We start from the raw sequence: 16,757 nt of genomic DNA, 5'->3' as shown, positions 1-16,757 counted from the left end.
AGTGATGAGTCCGGCGACCCGGGCATCGGCCCCGGCGTGACGCGCCGTCGGCCGAACCGGTGTACGTGACACCCGTTCAGCCCGCCCCGCACAGCGGCCCCGCGTACGCTTGCGCGGATGAACTCCAGCGACCGCACCCCTGCCGACCTGCTGCGATCCGCCCTCGCCGCGGACCCGGCCCGCCCCCTGGTCACCTTCTACGACGACGCCACCGGAGAACGCGTCGAACTGTCGGTGGCCACCTTCGCCAATTGGGTGGCCAAGACGGCCAATCTGCTCCAGGGCGACCTCGCGGCGGAGCCGGACGACCGGCTCGCCCTGCTGCTCCCCGCGCACTGGCAGTCCGCGGTCTGGCTGCTCGCCTGCTCCTCCGTCGGGGTCGTCGCCGACGTCCAGGGCGACCCGGCCGCCGCCGATCTCGTCGTGACCGGCCCGGACAGCCTGGAGCGGGCGCGGGCCTGCCGGGGCGAGCGCGTCGCCCTCGCCCTGCGTCCGCTGGGTGGCCGGTTCCCGCAGGCGCCCGAGGGGTTCGCGGACTACGCGGTGGAGGTGCCGAGCCAGGGCGACCGCTTCGCGCCCTTCGCCCCGGTGGACCCGGACGCGCCCGCGCTGGCGGTCGGCGGGGTCGAGCTGACGGGCGCGCAGCTCGTCGCCCGGGCCCGCGAGGACGCCGACGCCCTCGGACTCGTACCGGGGTCCCGGCTGCTCACCGGGCGTACGTACGACACCTGGGAAGGGCTGAGCGCCGGACTGTTCGCGCCACTGGCGGCCGGCGGGTCCGTGGTGCTCTGCCGCCACCTCGGGCAGCTCGACGCGGAGGGGCTGGCCAAGCGGACCGAGAGCGAGCGGGTCACCAACACCGCGGTATGACAAGCGCCCTGAGGTGCACTCGTCCGGCCCACAGCGGGCCGAGTCCTCGGTAATTGGCTCCGGAGCGGGTAGATGATCGGGCGGTACAGACCACTCTCCTGGCCGTGCACAACCAAGCGTGAGTTTCAGCCGTCTACTCCTGCGACCGGCGGCCCCTCGCGCCGCCGAACGTGAAGGATGGACGCAGACGTGACCGACAGTGCTGGCCCGCCGTCCGACCCGGACCACCCGGCCGGGGACAAGTCGCAGGACAAGTCGCAGGGCAGGTCGCAGGAGGAGTCCGGATCCGAGGGCGCGAACCCCGAGGGCGGGGCTCCCGAGGGCGGGGCCCCCGAGGACGGGACACCGGCGGCCGGGAACGCCCAGGAGACCGCGGAGGCCCCTCAGGCCTCGGCGGGCCCGGCGGCCGGGGAGGAGACCCCGGCCGCCGCGGAGCCCGAGCCCGGGACCGAAGCGGGTGCCAAGCCCGAGTTCGGGTCCGGGTCCGGGTCCGGTCCTGAGCCCGCCAAGGCCGGGAGCGGCGGGAGCGCCGAGGGAGGTGACGGCGCGCCCGAGGCCGGGGACGGCGCCGGCGGGCAGACCTGGGCCGACCGGTCCAAGGACGGCGGCAGCACCGCCCGCAAGGGCCACTGGCTGCGCTGGACCGCGCTCGCCGCCTCGTTCCTCGTGCTGGTCGCCGCGGGCGTGGGCTGGTGGATGTACCAGAAGCTCGACGGGAACATCACCACCGACACGAGTGCCGCCGCCGAGCTCAAGGCGTACGAGAAGGAACGGCCGACCCCGGTCGTCATGGACGCCCAGAACATCCTGCTCATCGGGTCCGACAGCCGGGCCGGGGACAACCGTGAGTACGGCCGGGACGACGGCGGCAGCCAGCGCTCCGACACCACGATCCTGCTGCACCTGGCGGCGGACCGGAAGAGCGCGACCGCCGTGTCCCTCCCCCGTGACCTGATGGTGGAGATTCCCAGCTGCCGCACCTCGGACGACAAGGAGACGCGGGAGCGGTTCACCCAGTTCAACACGGCGTTCGAGCTCGGCGGCACCGCCTGCACGATCCGCACCGTGGAGCGGATGACCGGCATCCGCATCGATCACCACATGGTCGTGGACTTCAACGGCTTCAAGGACATGGTCGACGCCGTGGACGGGGTCGAGATCTGCCTCAAGGAGCCGATCGACGACAAGGACGCACACCTGGAGCTCCCGGCCGGCCGGCAGACGCTCAACGGCGAGGAGGCCCTCGGTTACGTACGGGCGCGCAAGACCCTCGGCGACGGCAGCGACACCGAACGCATGGAGCGCCAGCAGCAGTTCCTGGGCGCCCTGGTGAACAAGATGCAGAGCAACGGCGTCCTGCTCAACCCGACGCGGCTCTACCCGGTGCTGGACGCGGCGACCAAGTCGCTGACCACGGACCCGGGGCTGGACTCGCTGCGCGACCTGTACGACCTGGTGCGCGGGATGCGCAACGTGCCGACCGACCAGGTGCAGTTCCTGACCGTGCCCCGGCAGCCGTACCGCAACAACGCGAACCGGGACGAACTCATCGAACCGGACGCGGGCGACCTGTTCAAGCAACTCCGCGAGGACCGGCCCGTCGCCGTGGTCCCGGCCGACGAACTGAAGGAAGCACAGCGGGACCAGGAAGCGAAGCAGGACGGGAAACCGGACGACACGGGGTCCGAGAGCCCGACGCCCGCACCTACCTATTCGGGTTCGAGCGCGGCGGACGACCTGTGCAAGCAGTAAAGCAATTGCCAAGACATAGAACGCAATCGACGCCTAATGGGAAGAATGCCCGGTTGTAAGGGGCGTGGAATGTGTCACGCACGTCGCTCGACGCGGAATCGGCCGGATAGTGTGACGCGATCCGGTGCTTCCGGCCGTCAGGTCGTGCACTGCTGGAGCGAAGGAACGAGCGCCTTGCCGGGGGAGGGCGCCTCGCGTGGCACCGACGGAGGACGCAGGCAACCGTGGACGCGCACAGTCGTGGACGGGCGGACGATATCGACCCCGCCGACCAGTGGGTACTCAACCCGCATACCGGTAATTACGAATTGCGACTGGATCACTCCGCTGGGGAGTCGAGCAGCCCTTCGCGTACGGCTACGGCCGAGGGAAGCGGTCGCCGGGGCGACTCGCGGACCAGCTCGTCCCGCGAGGGTTCGGGACGCCGCGGCGCCGGTCCGCGTGAGCGCGAGGGCGAGGGCGCCCCGGACGGGCCGCGCCGCGCGGTGCCCGGCCAGCGCAGCCGCCGCAGCTCCCAGGGGGGACGCGGGGCCGCCGAACCGCCCGCGCCCGGCCGCCGGAAGCGCAAGCCCCAGAAGTCGCGCAAGAAGAAGGCGCTGCTGTGGACGGGCGGGGTCATGGCGTTCGTCGTGGTCGCCGGCTCGGCCGGGGCGTACGCGCTCTACCAGAAGCTCAACGGGAACATCGACGCCATCGACGTGGGTGACGCCGGCAGCAAGAACGTCGTGGCCGACGGCCCGATGAACATCCTGATCATCGGCACCGACAAGCGCACCGGCAAGGGCAACGAGGGGTACGGCGACAAGGGCAGCGAGGGCCACGCCGACACCACCATCCTGTTCCACGTCTCCGAGGACCGGACCAACGCGACGGCGATGAGCATCCCGCGCGACCTGATGACCGAGATCCCCGAGTGCGAGTCGAAGAACGAGGACGGCACCTCCACGGTCATCCCCGGCACCCCGAACGAACGGTTCAACACCAGCCTCGGACAGAACGGCCGTAACCCCGGCTGCACCATGAAGACGGTCGAGAACATCACCGGGGTCAAGCCCCACCACTTCATGATGGTCGACTTCAACGCGGTCAAGTCCCTGACCTCGGCGGTCGGTGGCGTCGAGGTCTGCATGGCGAAGCCGATCGACGACCCGAAGTCGCACCTGAAGCTGCCCCAGGGCGACTCCAAGGTGCAGGGCGAGCAGGCGCTGGCCCTGCTGCGCACCCGGGACAGCTTCGGCAACCGGAGCGACCTCGACCGGATCAAGGTGCAGCAGCAGTTCCTCGGTTCCATGATCCGCGAGATGAAGTCGAGCGACACCCTGACCAACCCGAAGAAGCTGTACTCGCTGGCCGACGCGGCCACCAAGGCCCTGACCGTCGACACGGCCATCGGCGACGCGACGAAGCTGATGACGCTGGCCGAGGAGATCGGCAAGGTCGACACGAAGAACATCAGCTTCCTCACGATGCCGGTCATAGACAACCCGGCCGAGCCGAAGCCCGTCACCGTGGTCGTGGACCCGGTCAAGGGCGAGCAGCTCTTCGCGATGATGCGCTCCGACACCTCGCTGACCGAGGTGAAGCAGAAGGAGAAGGCCGCCAAGGGCAAGCAGGCGGCCCTGCTCAAGGGCCCGAAGGCCGAGGCCGCCGACGTACGCGTGGACGTCCTCAACGGCGGTGAGATCCCCGGCGCGGCGGGCTCGACCGTCACCTGGCTCCAGAACGAGCAGGGGGTGCTGAAGTCCACCAACAAGGCCAACGCACCCGAGAAGATCAAGAAGACGACACTGGAGTACGCGCCCAACCAGGCCGATCAGGCCCGGGCGCTCGCCGAGATGATGGGGCTTCCCGCAACGGCCATGAAGCAGGGCACCACCGACGCCGAGGGACTCGAGGCGATGGTGCTCACGCTGGGGGCGGACTTCAAGGGCGCGGGCCAGCTCATCACCGGACCGGTGAAGCCGCCGAAGGACATCGAGAAGGCAAGCGCCGACAAGGCGGTATGCGCCCAGTGACACCGGGTCACCGCGCCGCAGCGGAAATCTGAACAGCATGGGGGGTCCGGTGGGACGGAGCAGCACGCCCGGGGAGAGAACGCGGTCACGCGTCCGCCGCGCCGATCAACTCGGCGGGGACGGGAGCCCGCACAGCGGTGACGGCGGGCGGAGCGGCCGCGACGGGCCGGGGGACGGCGACGGGCCGGGGGGCCCCGAGACGCCGGGGGGCGGCCGTGGGGCGGCGCATGGCCGGGGCGGGGGCGCGGGCGGCGCCCGGGGGCGCAGCAACCGCCGTGCGCCCAAGAGCGCCAAGCGGCGGGTACTGCGCTGGAGCGCCTCCGTGCTCGCCGTGCTGATACTCGGCACCGGCGGCGCCGGTTATCTCTACTACGAGCACCTCAACGGCAACATCAAGAAAGAGGATCTGACCCTCGGCGACAAACAGATGGCCGATCACCAGGTCAACGCCGCCGGGCAGACCCCGCTCAACATCCTGCTCATCGGTTCCGACGCCCGGGACTCCAAGGCCAACCAGAAGCTGGGCGGGGCGAAGGAGACCTTCGGCGCACCGCCGCTGGCCGATGTGCAGATGCTGCTCCACATCTCCGCGGACCGCAGCAACCTCTCCGTGATCAGCATGCCGCGCGACACCATGCTGAAGATGCCCAAGTGCACGGCCCCGGACGGCGAGGTCTTCCCGGCCAGCACCACGGACGTGCAGACCAACCAGAGCCTGGGCCGCGGTGGTCCGGGGTGCACGGTAGCCACCTGGTACGAGCTGACGGGCATCAGGATCGACCACTTCATGATGATCGACTTCGCCGGTGTGGTCTCGATGGCCGACGCGATCGGCGGCGTGCCGGTCTGCGTCGACGCCAACATCAACTCCCGCGGCCGGGACGGCAAGGGCTCCGGGCTGAAGCTGGAGAAGGGCACCACCTACGTCAAGGGCGAGCAGGCCCTCCAGTGGCTGCGCACCCGGTACGGCTTCGAGGACAACACCGACCTGGGGCGGGCGAAGGCCCAGCAGCAGTACATGAACGCGATGGTCCGCGAGCTGCGCAAGGGCACCAAGCTCACCGACCCGGCGAAGCTGATGAACCTCGCCGAGGCGGCCACGAACGCGCTGACGGTCGACAAGGGCCTCGACACGGTCAAGAAGCTCTACGACCTGGCCGAGGAGTTCAAGAAGGTCCCCACGAAGCGCATCACGATGTCGACCATGCCCAATGTGTACGGCACCGGCACGAACAACGGCCGGGTCTACCCGAAGGCGGGCGACGCGGAGCAGCTGTTCCGGATGGTCCGCGACGACGTCCCGCTGGACGGCAAGGCCTCCAAGCGGAAGAAGCCCGAGGCCACGAAGGACTCGTCGGCGCCGGTCGGCGAGATCGCCGTCGCCGTGCGGAACGGGACCGCGACCGACGCGCTCGGGCCCGCCTCGGGGCGCGCCGGTGACGTGATGGAGCAGCTGAAGGACGCGGGCTTCGGGAAGACCACGGTCGACTCGGGGGACGTGACCGGGGCGGCGCGGACGGCGATCCTGTATCCGAGCGCGGATCTGGAGGGCGACGCGCAGGCGGTCGCCAAGGCGCTCGGGGTTCCGCTGTCGCAGGTGAAGAAGTCCACGGACGTCTCGGGGATCTCGCTCGCCGTGGGCGCGGACTGGCGCGAGGACGGGGCCTACCCGGTGTCCAAGGGCAAGGAGAAGACCCCGGATTCGGCCGGCGCCCTCAACGGCGACGACGAGAAGGCCTGCATGAAGGTGAACCCGAACTACACCTGGTGACGCCGCGAACGGCACGTGTACGCGGCAGAAGGGCCCCTGGAAACCGCCTCGGCGGTGGGCCCTTCTGTCGTGTACGGCTGCCGGGTCAGACGGTCTCGCTGCTGCCGGTCATCGCCGGGCGGCGGCTCGCGATGACCCGCTTGGCCAGCGACCGGGGGCTGGTGAGGAAGCCGAAGCCCCAGCACATGTGCATCGTCGCCAGCGCCACCGGGATCTGTGCGCGGGCCTTCAGCGAGAGGCCCTTGCCCGCGGGCAGCGACCCGGCGACGATCGCGGCCACGTAACCGCCGGGCACGATCAGGGCCCACGGGGTGACGGCCGCGCCCAGGACCAGACCCGCCGCGATGGCGACGACGGCGGTCGGCGGGGCCAGGTAGCGGAGGTTGATCGAGCCGGAGTGGTAGCGGGCGACGACGTGGCGCCAGCGGCCGTAGTCCTTGTACTGCTTGGCGAGCGCCTTCACCGTGGGGCGCGGGCGGTACTGGACCTTCAGTTCGGGCGAGAACCAGATCAGCCCGCCGGCCTCGCGGATGCGGAAGTTCAGCTCCCAGTCCTGGGCACGGATGAACTCGACGTTGTAGCCCTCCGCCCGCTCCAGGGCCTCGCGGCGGAAGACGCCGAGGTAGACGGTCTCGGCCGGGCCCGCCTGGCCGCCGGTGTGGAAGGCGGCGTTGCCGACGCCGATCTTGGAGGTCATCGCGGCGGCGACGGCGTCCTCCCAGGCGTTCTCGCCCTCGGCGTGCATGATGCCGCCGACGTTCTGCGCGCCGGTCTCCTCCAGGAGGCGGACGGCGGTCGCGATGTAGTTCGGCGAGAGCATGCCGTGGCCGTCGACCCGTACGACGACGGGGTGGCGGGAGGCCTTGATCGCCGCGTTGAGGGCGGCGGGGGTGCGGCCGGTCGGGTTGGGCACGGTGTGGACCCGGGGGTCCTCGGCGACCAGCTCGGCGGCGATCTCGTCCGTACGGTCGGCGGAGGGGCCGAGCGCGATCACGACCTCCATCTCACCGGGGTACTCCTGCTCCAGGATGTGCCGGACCGAGTTCCTGAGATGACGTTCCTCGTTGAGCACCGGCATGATCACGGAGACGGCGGGGTACTGCGCGGCAGACATGTGGTCCTCGGGTGGTCCTCGGGGGCGCCGGGGGTGCCGCACCGCGGGAGGCGGGCGCCCCGGGAGGTGGCGTTATTCGGCCGCCACGTTACCGCGAATGGGGGATACCGGTGCGCGCCGCCGGGTCGTGGGCCGGGACGGAGATCGTATGGGCCTACCGTGCGATGGTCCCCTTGCACAGCAGATTGCACCGCAGAGGTGTCTCCCTTGCACCCCGGAGGTGTCTCCCCGTGTCCGCACCGCACCGACCGCAGCGCCCGCCGCGACCCCGCGCCGCTCCCCCGCGCCACCGCCCGCCGCCGGGCACACGGCCGGTCCGCCGCCGCAAGCAGGACGAACGGCCGCGCTGGGGCATGCGGGTGGCCACGGGCCTGTCGGTGCTGGTGCTGGGGGCCGGCGGGATCGGGCACGCCGTGGTGACCAGCCTGGAGGACGGAATCGGCCGGGTCGATCCGTTCAAGGACATGAAGAACCGCCCGCAGGGGGGCCACGGCACGAATCTGCTGCTCGTCGGCACCGACGGCCGGGACACGATCACCGAGGCCGAGAAGAAGAAGTACCGGCTCGGCGGTGCGCCCTGCCACTGCACCGACACGATCATGCTGGTCCATCTGTCGGCCGACCGGCAGCGGGCGAGCGTGGTCAGCCTCCCCCGGGACAGTTACGCCGAGATGCCCGCCCACACCGACCGCACCACGGGCAAGCGCCACGAGAGCCACCCGGTGAAGCTGAACGCCGCGTACGCGGAGGGCGGACCCGCGCTGACCGTGCGGACCGTCGAGAACATGACCAAGGTCAAGATCGACCACTATCTGGAGGTCGACTTCACCAGCTTCATGAAGACGGTCGACGCGGTGGGCGGGGTGAAGATCTGCACGGCGCGGCCGATGAAGGACGCGTACACCGGGCTGGACCTCCCTGCGGGCACCCATGAGATGGACGGCGGCCAGGCCCTCCAGTACGTGCGCTCGCGCCATGTGGACGTGGCCTCCGACCTGGGCCGGATGGAACGCCAGCAGAAGTTCGTAGCGGCGCTGATCAAACAGGCGACGAGCAGCGGGGTGCTGCTGAACCCGGTGAAGTTCCAGCAGGTCTCGGCCTCGGCGCTGGGTTCCGTCCGGGCCGACGAGGGCTTCGGCACGGAGCAGATGCTGGCGCTCGGCAAGGCGATGAAGGACTTCGGGCCGGCCTCGTCGGAGTTCGCCTCCGTGCCCATCGGCAACCCCAGTTTCCCGGTCGAGGGCATCGGCTCGACCGTGCGGTGGGACGCGGAGAAGGCGGAGAAGCTGTTCCGGGCCCTGCGCGAGGACAAGCCGCTGGCCCCGTCGAAGCCGCGCCCTGCGGCCGGTCCGAAGAAGCCTCCGGCCACGCTCGTGGACGTGGCGCCGAAGGAGATCCGGGTGCAGGTCTACAACGGGACCCCGAAGGCCGGTCTCGGCCGGACGGTGGACGAGGCGCTGCGGGCGACCGGCTTCACCACCACCGAGGCCCCGCTCAACGGGGAGGTGCGGGAGCTGAAGCGGACGCTCGTGGAGTACGACCCGCGCTGGGACCGGTCGGCGAAGTCCCTGGCCACGGCGCTGCCCGGGAGTGAGCTGAAGGCGGTGAAGGGCCAGGGCCCGCAGCTGAAGGTGACGGTGGGCTCGGACTTCACGAAGGTGCAGCGGGTGAAGGCGGAGAGCCGGGAGACGGGCGAGTTCTCCACCGTGCGCGGCGACGAGGTGGTCTGCCCGTGACCCGGCGACCCGGCGACCCGGTGACCGTGACTCGGTGACCCTGGCCCTGTGCCCCTGGCCCTGTGACCGTGACGCTGTGGCCGTGACTCGGTGACCGTACGGGTGCTCAGTCGTCGATGCCGTCGGCGGCGCGCCTCTCGCGGAGCTCCTTGATCGCGCGGCGGCGGGCGAGCCGGTGGGTGCGCCGGATCTGCGCCTCCTGGTAGCGCCGGTTGTCGCGCTCGGTCTCGGGGATCACCGGCGGTACGCGGCGCGGCTTGCCGTCACCGTCCACGGCGGCGAAGACGAGATAGGCGCTGCCGACCTGCTGGGCGGGGGTCGACTCGTTCCAGCGTTCCGCCATCACCCGGACCCCGACCTCCATCGAGGAGCGGCCGGTCCAGTTGACCTGTGCGCGTACGTGAACGAGGTCGCCGACCCTGACCGGCTCCAGGAAGACCATCTCGTCCATCGAGGCGGTCACCGCGGGCCCGCCGGAGTGCCGGCCGGCCACCGCGCCGGCGGCGTCGTCGACCAGTTTCATGATCACGCCACCGTGCACCGTGCCGAGGAGGTTGGTGTCGCTGCCGGTCATGATGTGGCTGAGGGTGGTCCGGGACGCCGCGGTCGGCTTGCCCGGAATCTCGCCCTCCGGGCGGGTGGCCTGATCTGTCATACAGTCCACCTTATGCGGGGGCCCGCGTCGCGCAGAATGCATCAGGTTCGCAACAGCCCTGGTGCGATTTCCCTTACACCCTGTAATAGCTGTGGGCCGGGACGGCACACTGTGCGGATGAACGATTGGCCCGATCGACGGACCGGCGACCGCAGCGAGCGCTACGGACGGGGCAGTGCCAACCCCCAGCCCGAGAGTGCGCGGGCGATGCCGCACATCCAGCGCCGCCCCGCCCCGCAGAGGCCGTCGGCGCCGCCGCAGAGGCCTCAGGTGCCGCAGCAGGGTCAGGGGTACGACGACCGGCACCAGGACGGCGGCTACGGCAACAGCCCCGACCCCGGGTACGACAGCGGCTACAACACGGGCCAGGTCTACGGCTCGGGCGGCGGATCGGGCGGCGGAGGCGGTCGGCGCGGCGGCGGTGACGGGGGTTACGTCCAGGGCGACCCGGCCCCGGACTGGCGCCGCCGGATCAAGCTCGGCGCGCTGACCCTGGTGGTCGTGGTGCTCGCGGTCTCGATCTCGACGTACTTCTGGGCCGACTCGAAGCTGAAGCGCGAGGTCGACCTCGCCAAGGTCATCGAGCGCCCGGAGTCCGGCGACGGCACGAACTACCTGATCGTCGGGTCGGACAGCCGTGAGGGCATGTCGGCGGAGGAGAAGAAGCGGCTGCGCACCGGTTCCGCGGAGGGCAAGCGGACCGACTCGATGATGATCCTGCACGACGGCTCCAACGGCCCGACGCTGATCTCGCTGCCGCGCGACTCCAACGTCGAGATCCCGTCCTTCGTGGGGTCCGAGTCCGGGAAGAAGTTCGCGGGCACCGGCCGACAGGTGAAGCTGAACGCCGCCTACGCCGAGGACGGCCCCGAACTCCTCGTCCGTACGGTCGAGTTCAACACCGGGCTGCACATCGACCACTACGTCGAGATCGGCTTCGGCGGCTTCGCGAAGATCGTGGACGCGATCGGCGGGGTCGAGCTGGACATCCCGAAGGCCTTCAAGGACAAGAAGTCCGGCGCCGACTTCCAGGCCGGCAAGCAGACGCTGAACGGCGAGCAGTCCCTGGCCTTCGTCCGGACGCGGTACGCGTTCGCGGGCAGCGACCTGGACCGTACGAAGAACCAGCAGAAGTTCCTCGCGGCGCTGGCGAGCCAGACGGCGACCCCGTCCACGATCATCAACCCGTTCAAGCTGTACCCGACGATGGGCGCCGGCCTGGACACGCTGATCGTGGACAAGGACATGTCGCTCTGGGCACTGGGCAACATGTTCTTCGCGATGAAGGGCGTCACGGGCGGCGAGGGCACGTCGATGAACATCCCGATCTCGGGCAGCGTCGGCTCCAACCTGGTCTGGGACAAGGCCAAGGTGAAGCAGCTGGTGGAGCAGCTCAACAACGACGAGAAGGTCACGGTCAAGGGCAACTGAGCCTGCGGGCAATGCCGTTGAAGGGCGCCGGGCTGTTGCCCGGCGCCCTTCTTCCGTCTGCCGGGCCCGCCTACGTTCCGTAGGTGATGTTCCCCTTCTCGTCCATGAGGGGGTGGATCTGGGAGGGGCCGTAGTCGTCCACGTCGGACGGGCGCGACTTCTCCGGCCCGTCCGGCCCGATCCGCATCACACGCTCGACCCGGACCACCTCGAACCGACGCCCACGCAACACGAGTTCGTTGGGCCTGCGGCGCGCGGTGAACTTCTTCGCGGCCCGCGCGCGGAGGGCCGCCTCCTTCTCGTCCACCTTCATCCAGGCGGGCAGCTCCGGCATGTCCGGCAGATCCGGCAGCTCGGGAACGGGCCGGGTGAGGTGGTGGACAAGGGCGCGGCGGGCGCCCTGCGGGGTCGAGTACTGCCCGGTCACCATCGACCAGGTCAACTCCTTCCGCTCCACCACCCGGAACGTCGTCGGGAGGAGCACCACCCCTGGGTGGGTGGTCAACGCCCGCCGGGAGTCGGCCCGTACGTCCTCGGGGAAGCGGGCGGCGGTGTACGAGAGCCCCAGCAGCCCGGCCCGGTCGATCCCCTCGGTCAGCCCGACGGCGGCGGCGTGGTCGACCACGAAGCCCTCGGTGCGGCAGGGGTCGGGCGCGTCCGGATCCCAGCTGTCCTCGTCCGGGTCGGTGGCCCGGGGCGGCTCCAGACGGTCGCCGCCGATCCGGGCGAACTCGTCGGCGCGCACGACCCGGTAGCGGACGCCGTCCGCCGACACCTCGTCGGTCGACTCGACCTCCAGCCGCGCCACGGCGTCCAGGAGGGACCTCCGCACCGCCGGGTCGTCGGTGTCGTCCCTCGCCCTGAACCACAGGAGCGAGTTGAGCTCGTCCCGGGCCATCTGCGGGAAGCCGCAGTCCAGTTCGCCCAGCAGCCGCCAGCGCGGCCGGTCACCGCGCCGCTGCTCGGCAAGCCCGAACAGGGGCCCCCGGACCACGATGTTCGGGTACTTGCGGACCGAGGCGAACGCGTCCGCCTCGGTGACCTCGGAGACCGGGTCGTCGCGACGGGTGACGTTGATCGTGAGGTGATCCGGCGATCTCTCCGGGTGAGCGTTCATGCACTCAGTGTGCCGAAGAGGGGTGCCGGTGTCAGGGGTTTCCGCCGCAAAGGGCTCCCGTCGCCCGCAGCCGACGCCGACGAGCGCGCTCCGCTGCCCACCGGGGCCGCTGAACGCGCTCGGGTCGGGGCGGGTGGCGCGTGCGCTCAGCTGCCGGGCTCCGCAAAGGACGGCGGGCCGAGCCCCGTGACGGATCTCCGGAAATCCACCCGAAATCGCTGCTCACGCCGGGTCGTGAAGCGCCACGATCCGGTGGGGGCCGACCGGATCGTGGCCCACCGCGACTCGGTGGATCGCGACGTCAACTACCTAAAGAACCAAGAGAAATTACCCAACCCCACCCCACCTGATCCCGGTGGTCAACTGCGGGACGGGCCGGTCACCCACATGGGTGAGATTCACCAACTGGGGTGGATTTCGGTCGGGTTGGCAGGCATATGCTCGCGCTGAACACAACCCCAGACATGAGACGGCCCCCGCCGGGACGGCAATCCCGAGCGAGGACCTGACCACCAAGGAAGGCACAAACTTCCCGATGGATACCCAGCACGATATCGCCCTCACCCACGCCCTGGCGGAGATTCCCGGGCCACTGCCGGTCTCCGGCGTGATCCACGTCGCGATCCCGCACACAAGCCGCTTCACGGTCGTCGGCAACCACCTCGCGCAGCACGCCGACCTCTCCCTCACCGCGATCGGGATCGGCGTCTACATCCAGTCGCTGCCCGCCGGGTCCCAGGTCGGCATCAAGGCGCTCGCGGCCCGCTTCCCCGAGGGCGAGAGGACGATCGCCTCCGCCCTGCGTGAGCTGGAGACCCACGCCTATCTGCACCGGAGCCGCGAGAGGCTGGCGAACGGCCGGATGGTGACCCGCACGGTGTTCTGCAACCAGCCGGGGGCCTTGCTGCGGGGCGCGGCAGTGGTGCCGGTAACGGTGGCAGTGGCACCGGTGCCGGTGGTGACGCCCGCGGTGCCCGCACCGGTGGTGCCCGCGCCCCTGCCTGCGCCCGAGCCCACCCCCGTACCGGAGGAAGCACACCCGCCGGTCCGCGTACCGTCGCGCATCGGGCCCAAGCCGCCGCGCCGGCCGCTCCCCCAGCCCCGTGAGCTCACCCCTGAGCTGCACCTGTCCGCCTCCGCGCTCCTCGCCGACCTTCGGCGTCACGCGCCGGAGCTGGTGCTCTCCGAGGACGATGTCGAGGAGCTGGCGCCCGGTGCGGCTGCGTGGCTGGAGCGGGGCGCACACCCCGACGCCATCCGCCACGCGCTGACGACCGAGCTCCCGCAGCCGCCCAAGTACCCGGCGAAGATCGTCAGACACCGCCTCACCGTGCTCCTGCCGCCACCGCTCCCCGGCGCCCAGGAGCTGACCCCCATCCACAGGACGCCCGTCACCCCCTTCCAGACCTGCGAGGGCTGTGACCGCGCCTTCCGCTCCCCGGCCCCGGGCCACTGCCGCGACTGCCGGGCCCAGTACTGGGAGGCGGCCTGAATTCTGTCCGGCGGATCAGGTGAATGTCAGCTCGCTGCCTCTTGGCATGGGGCGTGGCGGGCCGTGGGCAGGAGAGCGGGAGGTCCGGGGTGCGCTGGAGCTGACCGGGCGGTCCGTCAGCGACGTGGGCAGCGGTCTTGCAAGTCGGGTTCCTGGACGCGGACCTCACCCGTTTTGCCGACGTGCAGGAAATCGGCGTCTCCGTCTCCGTCGACGTCGGCGAACTGAATCTCCTCCGGCGGAATGGCGGTCTCCGGGTCCGGCACGATCTGCCCGATGTCGTGGCGGGCTTCGCACGATGGCTCGCGCGTGAGCCAGGCCCGAGCGCCGCCCTTGGGGGTGATGAGGATCGGATCGGCACGCCCGTTGCCGTCGAGGTCGGCATACCTGATCTCACGGTCGAAGAGGCGCTTGCTGAGCATCTCGGGAGGGGACCAGCCCACCTGCGTCGGGCCGTTCTCGCCCTTGACCGTCTGGTTGTACCAGACGGTCACCTTGCTGCTCGGTTCGATCCGCAGGTAGTCGACTCGCCCGTCTCCATTGACGTCGGCGAACTGGATCTCCTTGAGGTCCGGCACGATGTCGGCGGTATCGCGCAAGGGAACGTCGGCATCGCCGCCGTACTCCTTCTGACACATGCGTTCGCCGGCCGAGTTCCCTTCGACCCAGGTGTGGACGGCCACCTCGCCGGTCTTGTCGACCATCATGCAGTCGGGCCAGCCGTCGCCGTCGATGTCGCCGAAGCGCAACGCATCGCCGTCCTCGTGGGGCGCGGGGACGTAGGAGTTCTTGTGATACTCGCCGATGCGCAAGCGGTTGTCCTTGATGCCGCCGTTCCACCAGAACTTGAATGTCTGGTTCTTGTAGACCGTGACGTAATCGGCTTTCCGGTCCTTGTTGATGTCGAAGAACCAGAACGTGTTCGTGGCCGGGAAATCTTCGGGCAGGTTGACGCCGCCATCCTGTCGCGGCGGGCTCGGGGTGCCCGAACTGGCGGCCCCGATAGGTGATTTGGGGGCTGGGTCGGAAGATTCGGCGTCCGATTCCCAGGGCATCGGGGCGAAGTAGAGGACCGAGGCGACGACCGCCAGGGCGGCGACCGAGGCGATCGCGATCGTCGGGCGCCGTTTCCTGGAGGGCTTTTCCCCCGCCGGGGTGTGCATGCGGGCCCGTGCCGCCGCTTCGGGCCCGGGTACGTACGGCTCGGTACGCGTCGCGAGGAGGAGGCGGCGGAGAGCGGTGAACGTCCGGTGCTGGGGCGAGTCGGCCTTGAGGATGCTGGAGTGGTCACCCGGCAGGGCGGAGCTGTCCGGGAAGACGGACTGCGCCGAGGCGCGGGACACCACGCCGTCGCTCTCGCCCGCGTACACCGACACCGGGATGGGGCAGGTCCGGTCGGTGATCGCCGTGGCGTGCACGACGTCCCGGACGACCGTGCGCAGGGTCGCGTTGACCTGGTCGTTCAGCGGGCGCAGATCCTTCTCCTGCGGATGGCGCCCGCCCAGCGCACGCCGTCGTAGGGAGAGCAGCAGTTCCGAGCCGTTGCTCGGGCAGGCGAGTAGGACGAGCCGCTGGATGCGGGCGAGTTCGGCGCCCCTGCCGTCGTGGAGCATGCGGGCCAGATACCGCTGGGCGACCAGCCCTCCCTGGCTGTGGGTGACCAGGAGCAGTTGGTCGTACGCTCCGGCCTCCGTGACCACATACTCCTTGAGGCTGTCGGCGACGGTGTCGATCGACGGGAACACCCGCAGCGGATGGACCGGCGTCAGCCCGGTCGCGTACTCGAACGTCAGCGGCTCGACGAACCCGAGCCCCCGGTCCGCGGCGATCAGGCCGCGCAGCGGCTCCCACACCTTCGGCCCGGACATGAACCCGTGGACCATCACGAGCCCCAGTCGACTGTCCCCCACGATGCCGATCCCCTCTTCAAGAGCTGGAACGTTCACCGTAATCCCGCTTCTGACCCCTCTCCTCACGTACAACATGGGGTGGCCAAAAGCCTGCTCTGGAAACAAGATCAGCGGCGCGATACCGACGCCGGTGCGCAGGGGGCCGGGTTCTGGCTCCAGGAGGTGTCTCTCCGGTCACGGGAGTTGGGCCGAGCCGTGGCCGGCCGGGCCGTCACGCACCGGGTGCGCGTTCGGGCGTTGTCGCTATGCCTGGCGACGGCATCCGGCGAGGAGGGTCGCGACCATGCGCCCGGCGTCGGCCCGGTCGTAGTCGGGGCCGGTGATGCAGAGGTTCCCGATGGCGCGCATGAGCGTGTACGCGGTGATGTCCGGGCTGACTTCGCCGGCGGCGACGCAGGCGTCGAGCAGCGTCGCGCAGGCCGGGACCAGGGTGTCGAGCATGAGGGCGTGGAGGTTCTCCAACCCCGGATCGCCGGATCCCAGGGCGGCACCGAGGCCGTGCTTCGTCACCAGGAACTCGACGAACGCGTCCGCCCAGCGGATCAGGGCGGTGAACGGGGAGGCTGATTCCTCCAGGAGCCGGGGCGCGAGTGCGGTACAGGTGTCGATCTGGTGCCGGTAGACGGCGGTGACGAGGTCCGCCCGCGTCGGGAAGTTCCGGTAGATCGTGCCGACACCGACGCCGGCCCGTTCGGCGATGTCGCGGATGGGGGCCTGGACGCCCTGCTCCACAAAGACCGCCGACGCGGCCGCCAGCACGCCGTCGCGGGTGCGCTGTGCCTGCGCCTGGCGTACTCCGACCGATTCCGGCACGAGGCCCTCCCTTTACTCGCGGAACAATGTTCCGCTAAATTGGCGGAACGACGCTCCGCCAAAGTATGGCAGAGCGGTCCC

Annotated in this window: 12 protein-coding genes; 7 read left to right on the top strand and 5 right to left on the bottom strand. The window is 70.3% G+C overall.

Annotation, left to right across the window (positions count from 1 at the left end; all coding sequences use genetic code 11):
* Positions 1-117 precede the first annotated feature (117 nt).
* The 4 genes from N7925_RS22400 to N7925_RS22385 all read left to right on the top strand — a co-directional run bounded on the left by N7925_RS22400 (position 118) and on the right by N7925_RS22385 (position 6,408).
* A complete protein-coding gene (locus tag N7925_RS22400; RefSeq protein ID WP_265601250.1) occupies positions 118-870 on the top strand; it encodes a TIGR03089 family protein in 753 nt (250 codons plus the stop codon).
* Positions 871-1,047: 177 nt separating this feature from the next.
* On the top strand, positions 1,048-2,622 hold the full coding sequence (locus N7925_RS22395) for an LCP family protein (RefSeq protein WP_274344952.1): 1,575 nt from the start codon (positions 1,048-1,050) through the stop codon (positions 2,620-2,622).
* 485 nt (positions 2,623-3,107) lie between these two features.
* Positions 3,108-4,637 carry an LCP family protein gene (locus N7925_RS22390; RefSeq protein ID WP_265603972.1) on the top strand — a complete coding sequence of 510 codons (1,530 nt, stop codon included), beginning with the start codon at positions 3,108-3,110 and terminating at the stop codon, positions 4,635-4,637.
* A 37-nt stretch (positions 4,638-4,674) separates the two neighbouring features.
* Complete coding sequence (locus N7925_RS22385) at positions 4,675-6,408, top strand: LCP family protein (protein WP_274344951.1); 1,734 nt, start codon at positions 4,675-4,677, stop codon at positions 6,406-6,408.
* Positions 6,409-6,493: 85 nt separating this feature from the next.
* Here N7925_RS22385 and N7925_RS22380 read toward each other — a convergent pair whose 3' ends face one another.
* Positions 6,494-7,522, bottom strand: a complete 1,029-nt coding sequence (locus N7925_RS22380) for a glycosyltransferase family 2 protein (RefSeq protein WP_073804932.1) — start codon at positions 7,520-7,522, stop codon at positions 6,494-6,496.
* Positions 7,523-7,752: 230 nt separating this feature from the next.
* Here N7925_RS22380 and N7925_RS22375 point away from each other — a divergent pair, with 230 nt between their 5' ends.
* Complete coding sequence (locus N7925_RS22375; RefSeq protein WP_265601247.1) at positions 7,753-9,258, top strand: LCP family protein; 1,506 nt, start codon at positions 7,753-7,755, stop codon at positions 9,256-9,258.
* A gap of 106 nt (positions 9,259-9,364) precedes the next feature.
* Here N7925_RS22375 and N7925_RS22370 read toward each other — a convergent pair whose 3' ends face one another.
* The gene (locus tag N7925_RS22370; RefSeq protein ID WP_265601246.1) at positions 9,365-9,913 is read right to left on the bottom strand and encodes an acyl-CoA thioesterase; all 549 of its coding nucleotides are present in this window, start codon (positions 9,911-9,913) and stop codon (positions 9,365-9,367) included.
* Positions 9,914-10,030: 117 nt separating this feature from the next.
* Here N7925_RS22370 and N7925_RS22365 point away from each other — a divergent pair, with 117 nt between their 5' ends.
* A complete protein-coding gene (locus tag N7925_RS22365) occupies positions 10,031-11,344 on the top strand; it encodes an LCP family protein (RefSeq protein ID WP_265601245.1) in 1,314 nt (437 codons plus the stop codon).
* A gap of 70 nt (positions 11,345-11,414) precedes the next feature.
* On the opposite strand, the gene N7925_RS22360 is transcribed toward N7925_RS22365, so the two are convergent.
* A complete protein-coding gene (locus tag N7925_RS22360) occupies positions 11,415-12,461 on the bottom strand; it encodes a DUF5954 family protein (RefSeq protein WP_274344950.1) in 1,047 nt (348 codons plus the stop codon).
* 535 nt (positions 12,462-12,996) lie between these two features.
* Between N7925_RS22360 and N7925_RS22355 the strand changes: the two genes are divergently transcribed.
* A complete protein-coding gene (locus N7925_RS22355; RefSeq protein ID WP_274344949.1) occupies positions 12,997-13,953 on the top strand; it encodes a hypothetical protein in 957 nt (318 codons plus the stop codon).
* 116 nt (positions 13,954-14,069) lie between these two features.
* Here N7925_RS22355 and N7925_RS22350 read toward each other — a convergent pair whose 3' ends face one another.
* On the bottom strand, positions 14,070-15,863 hold the full coding sequence (locus tag N7925_RS22350; protein WP_274344948.1) for an alpha/beta fold hydrolase: 1,794 nt from the start codon (positions 15,861-15,863) through the stop codon (positions 14,070-14,072).
* Positions 15,864-16,106: 243 nt separating this feature from the next.
* Positions 16,107-16,676, bottom strand: a complete 570-nt coding sequence (locus N7925_RS22345) for a TetR/AcrR family transcriptional regulator (protein ID WP_274344947.1) — start codon at positions 16,674-16,676, stop codon at positions 16,107-16,109.
* Positions 16,677-16,757 lie beyond the last annotated feature (81 nt).

The sequence above is a fragment of the Streptomyces sp. CA-278952 genome (assembly GCF_028747205.1).
Classification (GTDB): Bacteria; Actinomycetota; Actinomycetes; order Streptomycetales; family Streptomycetaceae; genus Streptomyces.
The sequence above is the reverse complement of the archived record's forward strand: the minus strand, read 5'-3'. Positions and strand labels throughout refer to the sequence as shown.

Coding starts and splice junctions, on each gene's coding strand:
- N7925_RS22400 (WP_265601250.1), top strand. CDS start 118: ATGAACTCCAGCGACCGCACCCCTGCCGACCTGCTGCGATCCGCCCTC.
- N7925_RS22395 (WP_274344952.1), top strand. CDS start 1,048: ATGGACGCAGACGTGACCGACAGTGCTGGCCCGCCGTCCGACCCGGAC.
- N7925_RS22385 (WP_274344951.1), top strand. CDS start 4,675: ATGGGGGGTCCGGTGGGACGGAGCAGCACGCCCGGGGAGAGAACGCGG.
- N7925_RS22380 (WP_073804932.1), bottom strand. CDS start 7,522: ATGTCTGCCGCGCAGTACCCCGCCGTCTCCGTGATCATGCCGGTGCTC.
- N7925_RS22370 (WP_265601246.1), bottom strand. CDS start 9,913: ATGACAGATCAGGCCACCCGCCCGGAGGGCGAGATTCCGGGCAAGCCG.
- N7925_RS22365 (WP_265601245.1), top strand. CDS start 10,031: ATGAACGATTGGCCCGATCGACGGACCGGCGACCGCAGCGAGCGCTAC.
- N7925_RS22360 (WP_274344950.1), bottom strand. CDS start 12,461: ATGAACGCTCACCCGGAGAGATCGCCGGATCACCTCACGATCAACGTC.
- N7925_RS22355 (WP_274344949.1), top strand. CDS start 12,997: ATGGATACCCAGCACGATATCGCCCTCACCCACGCCCTGGCGGAGATT.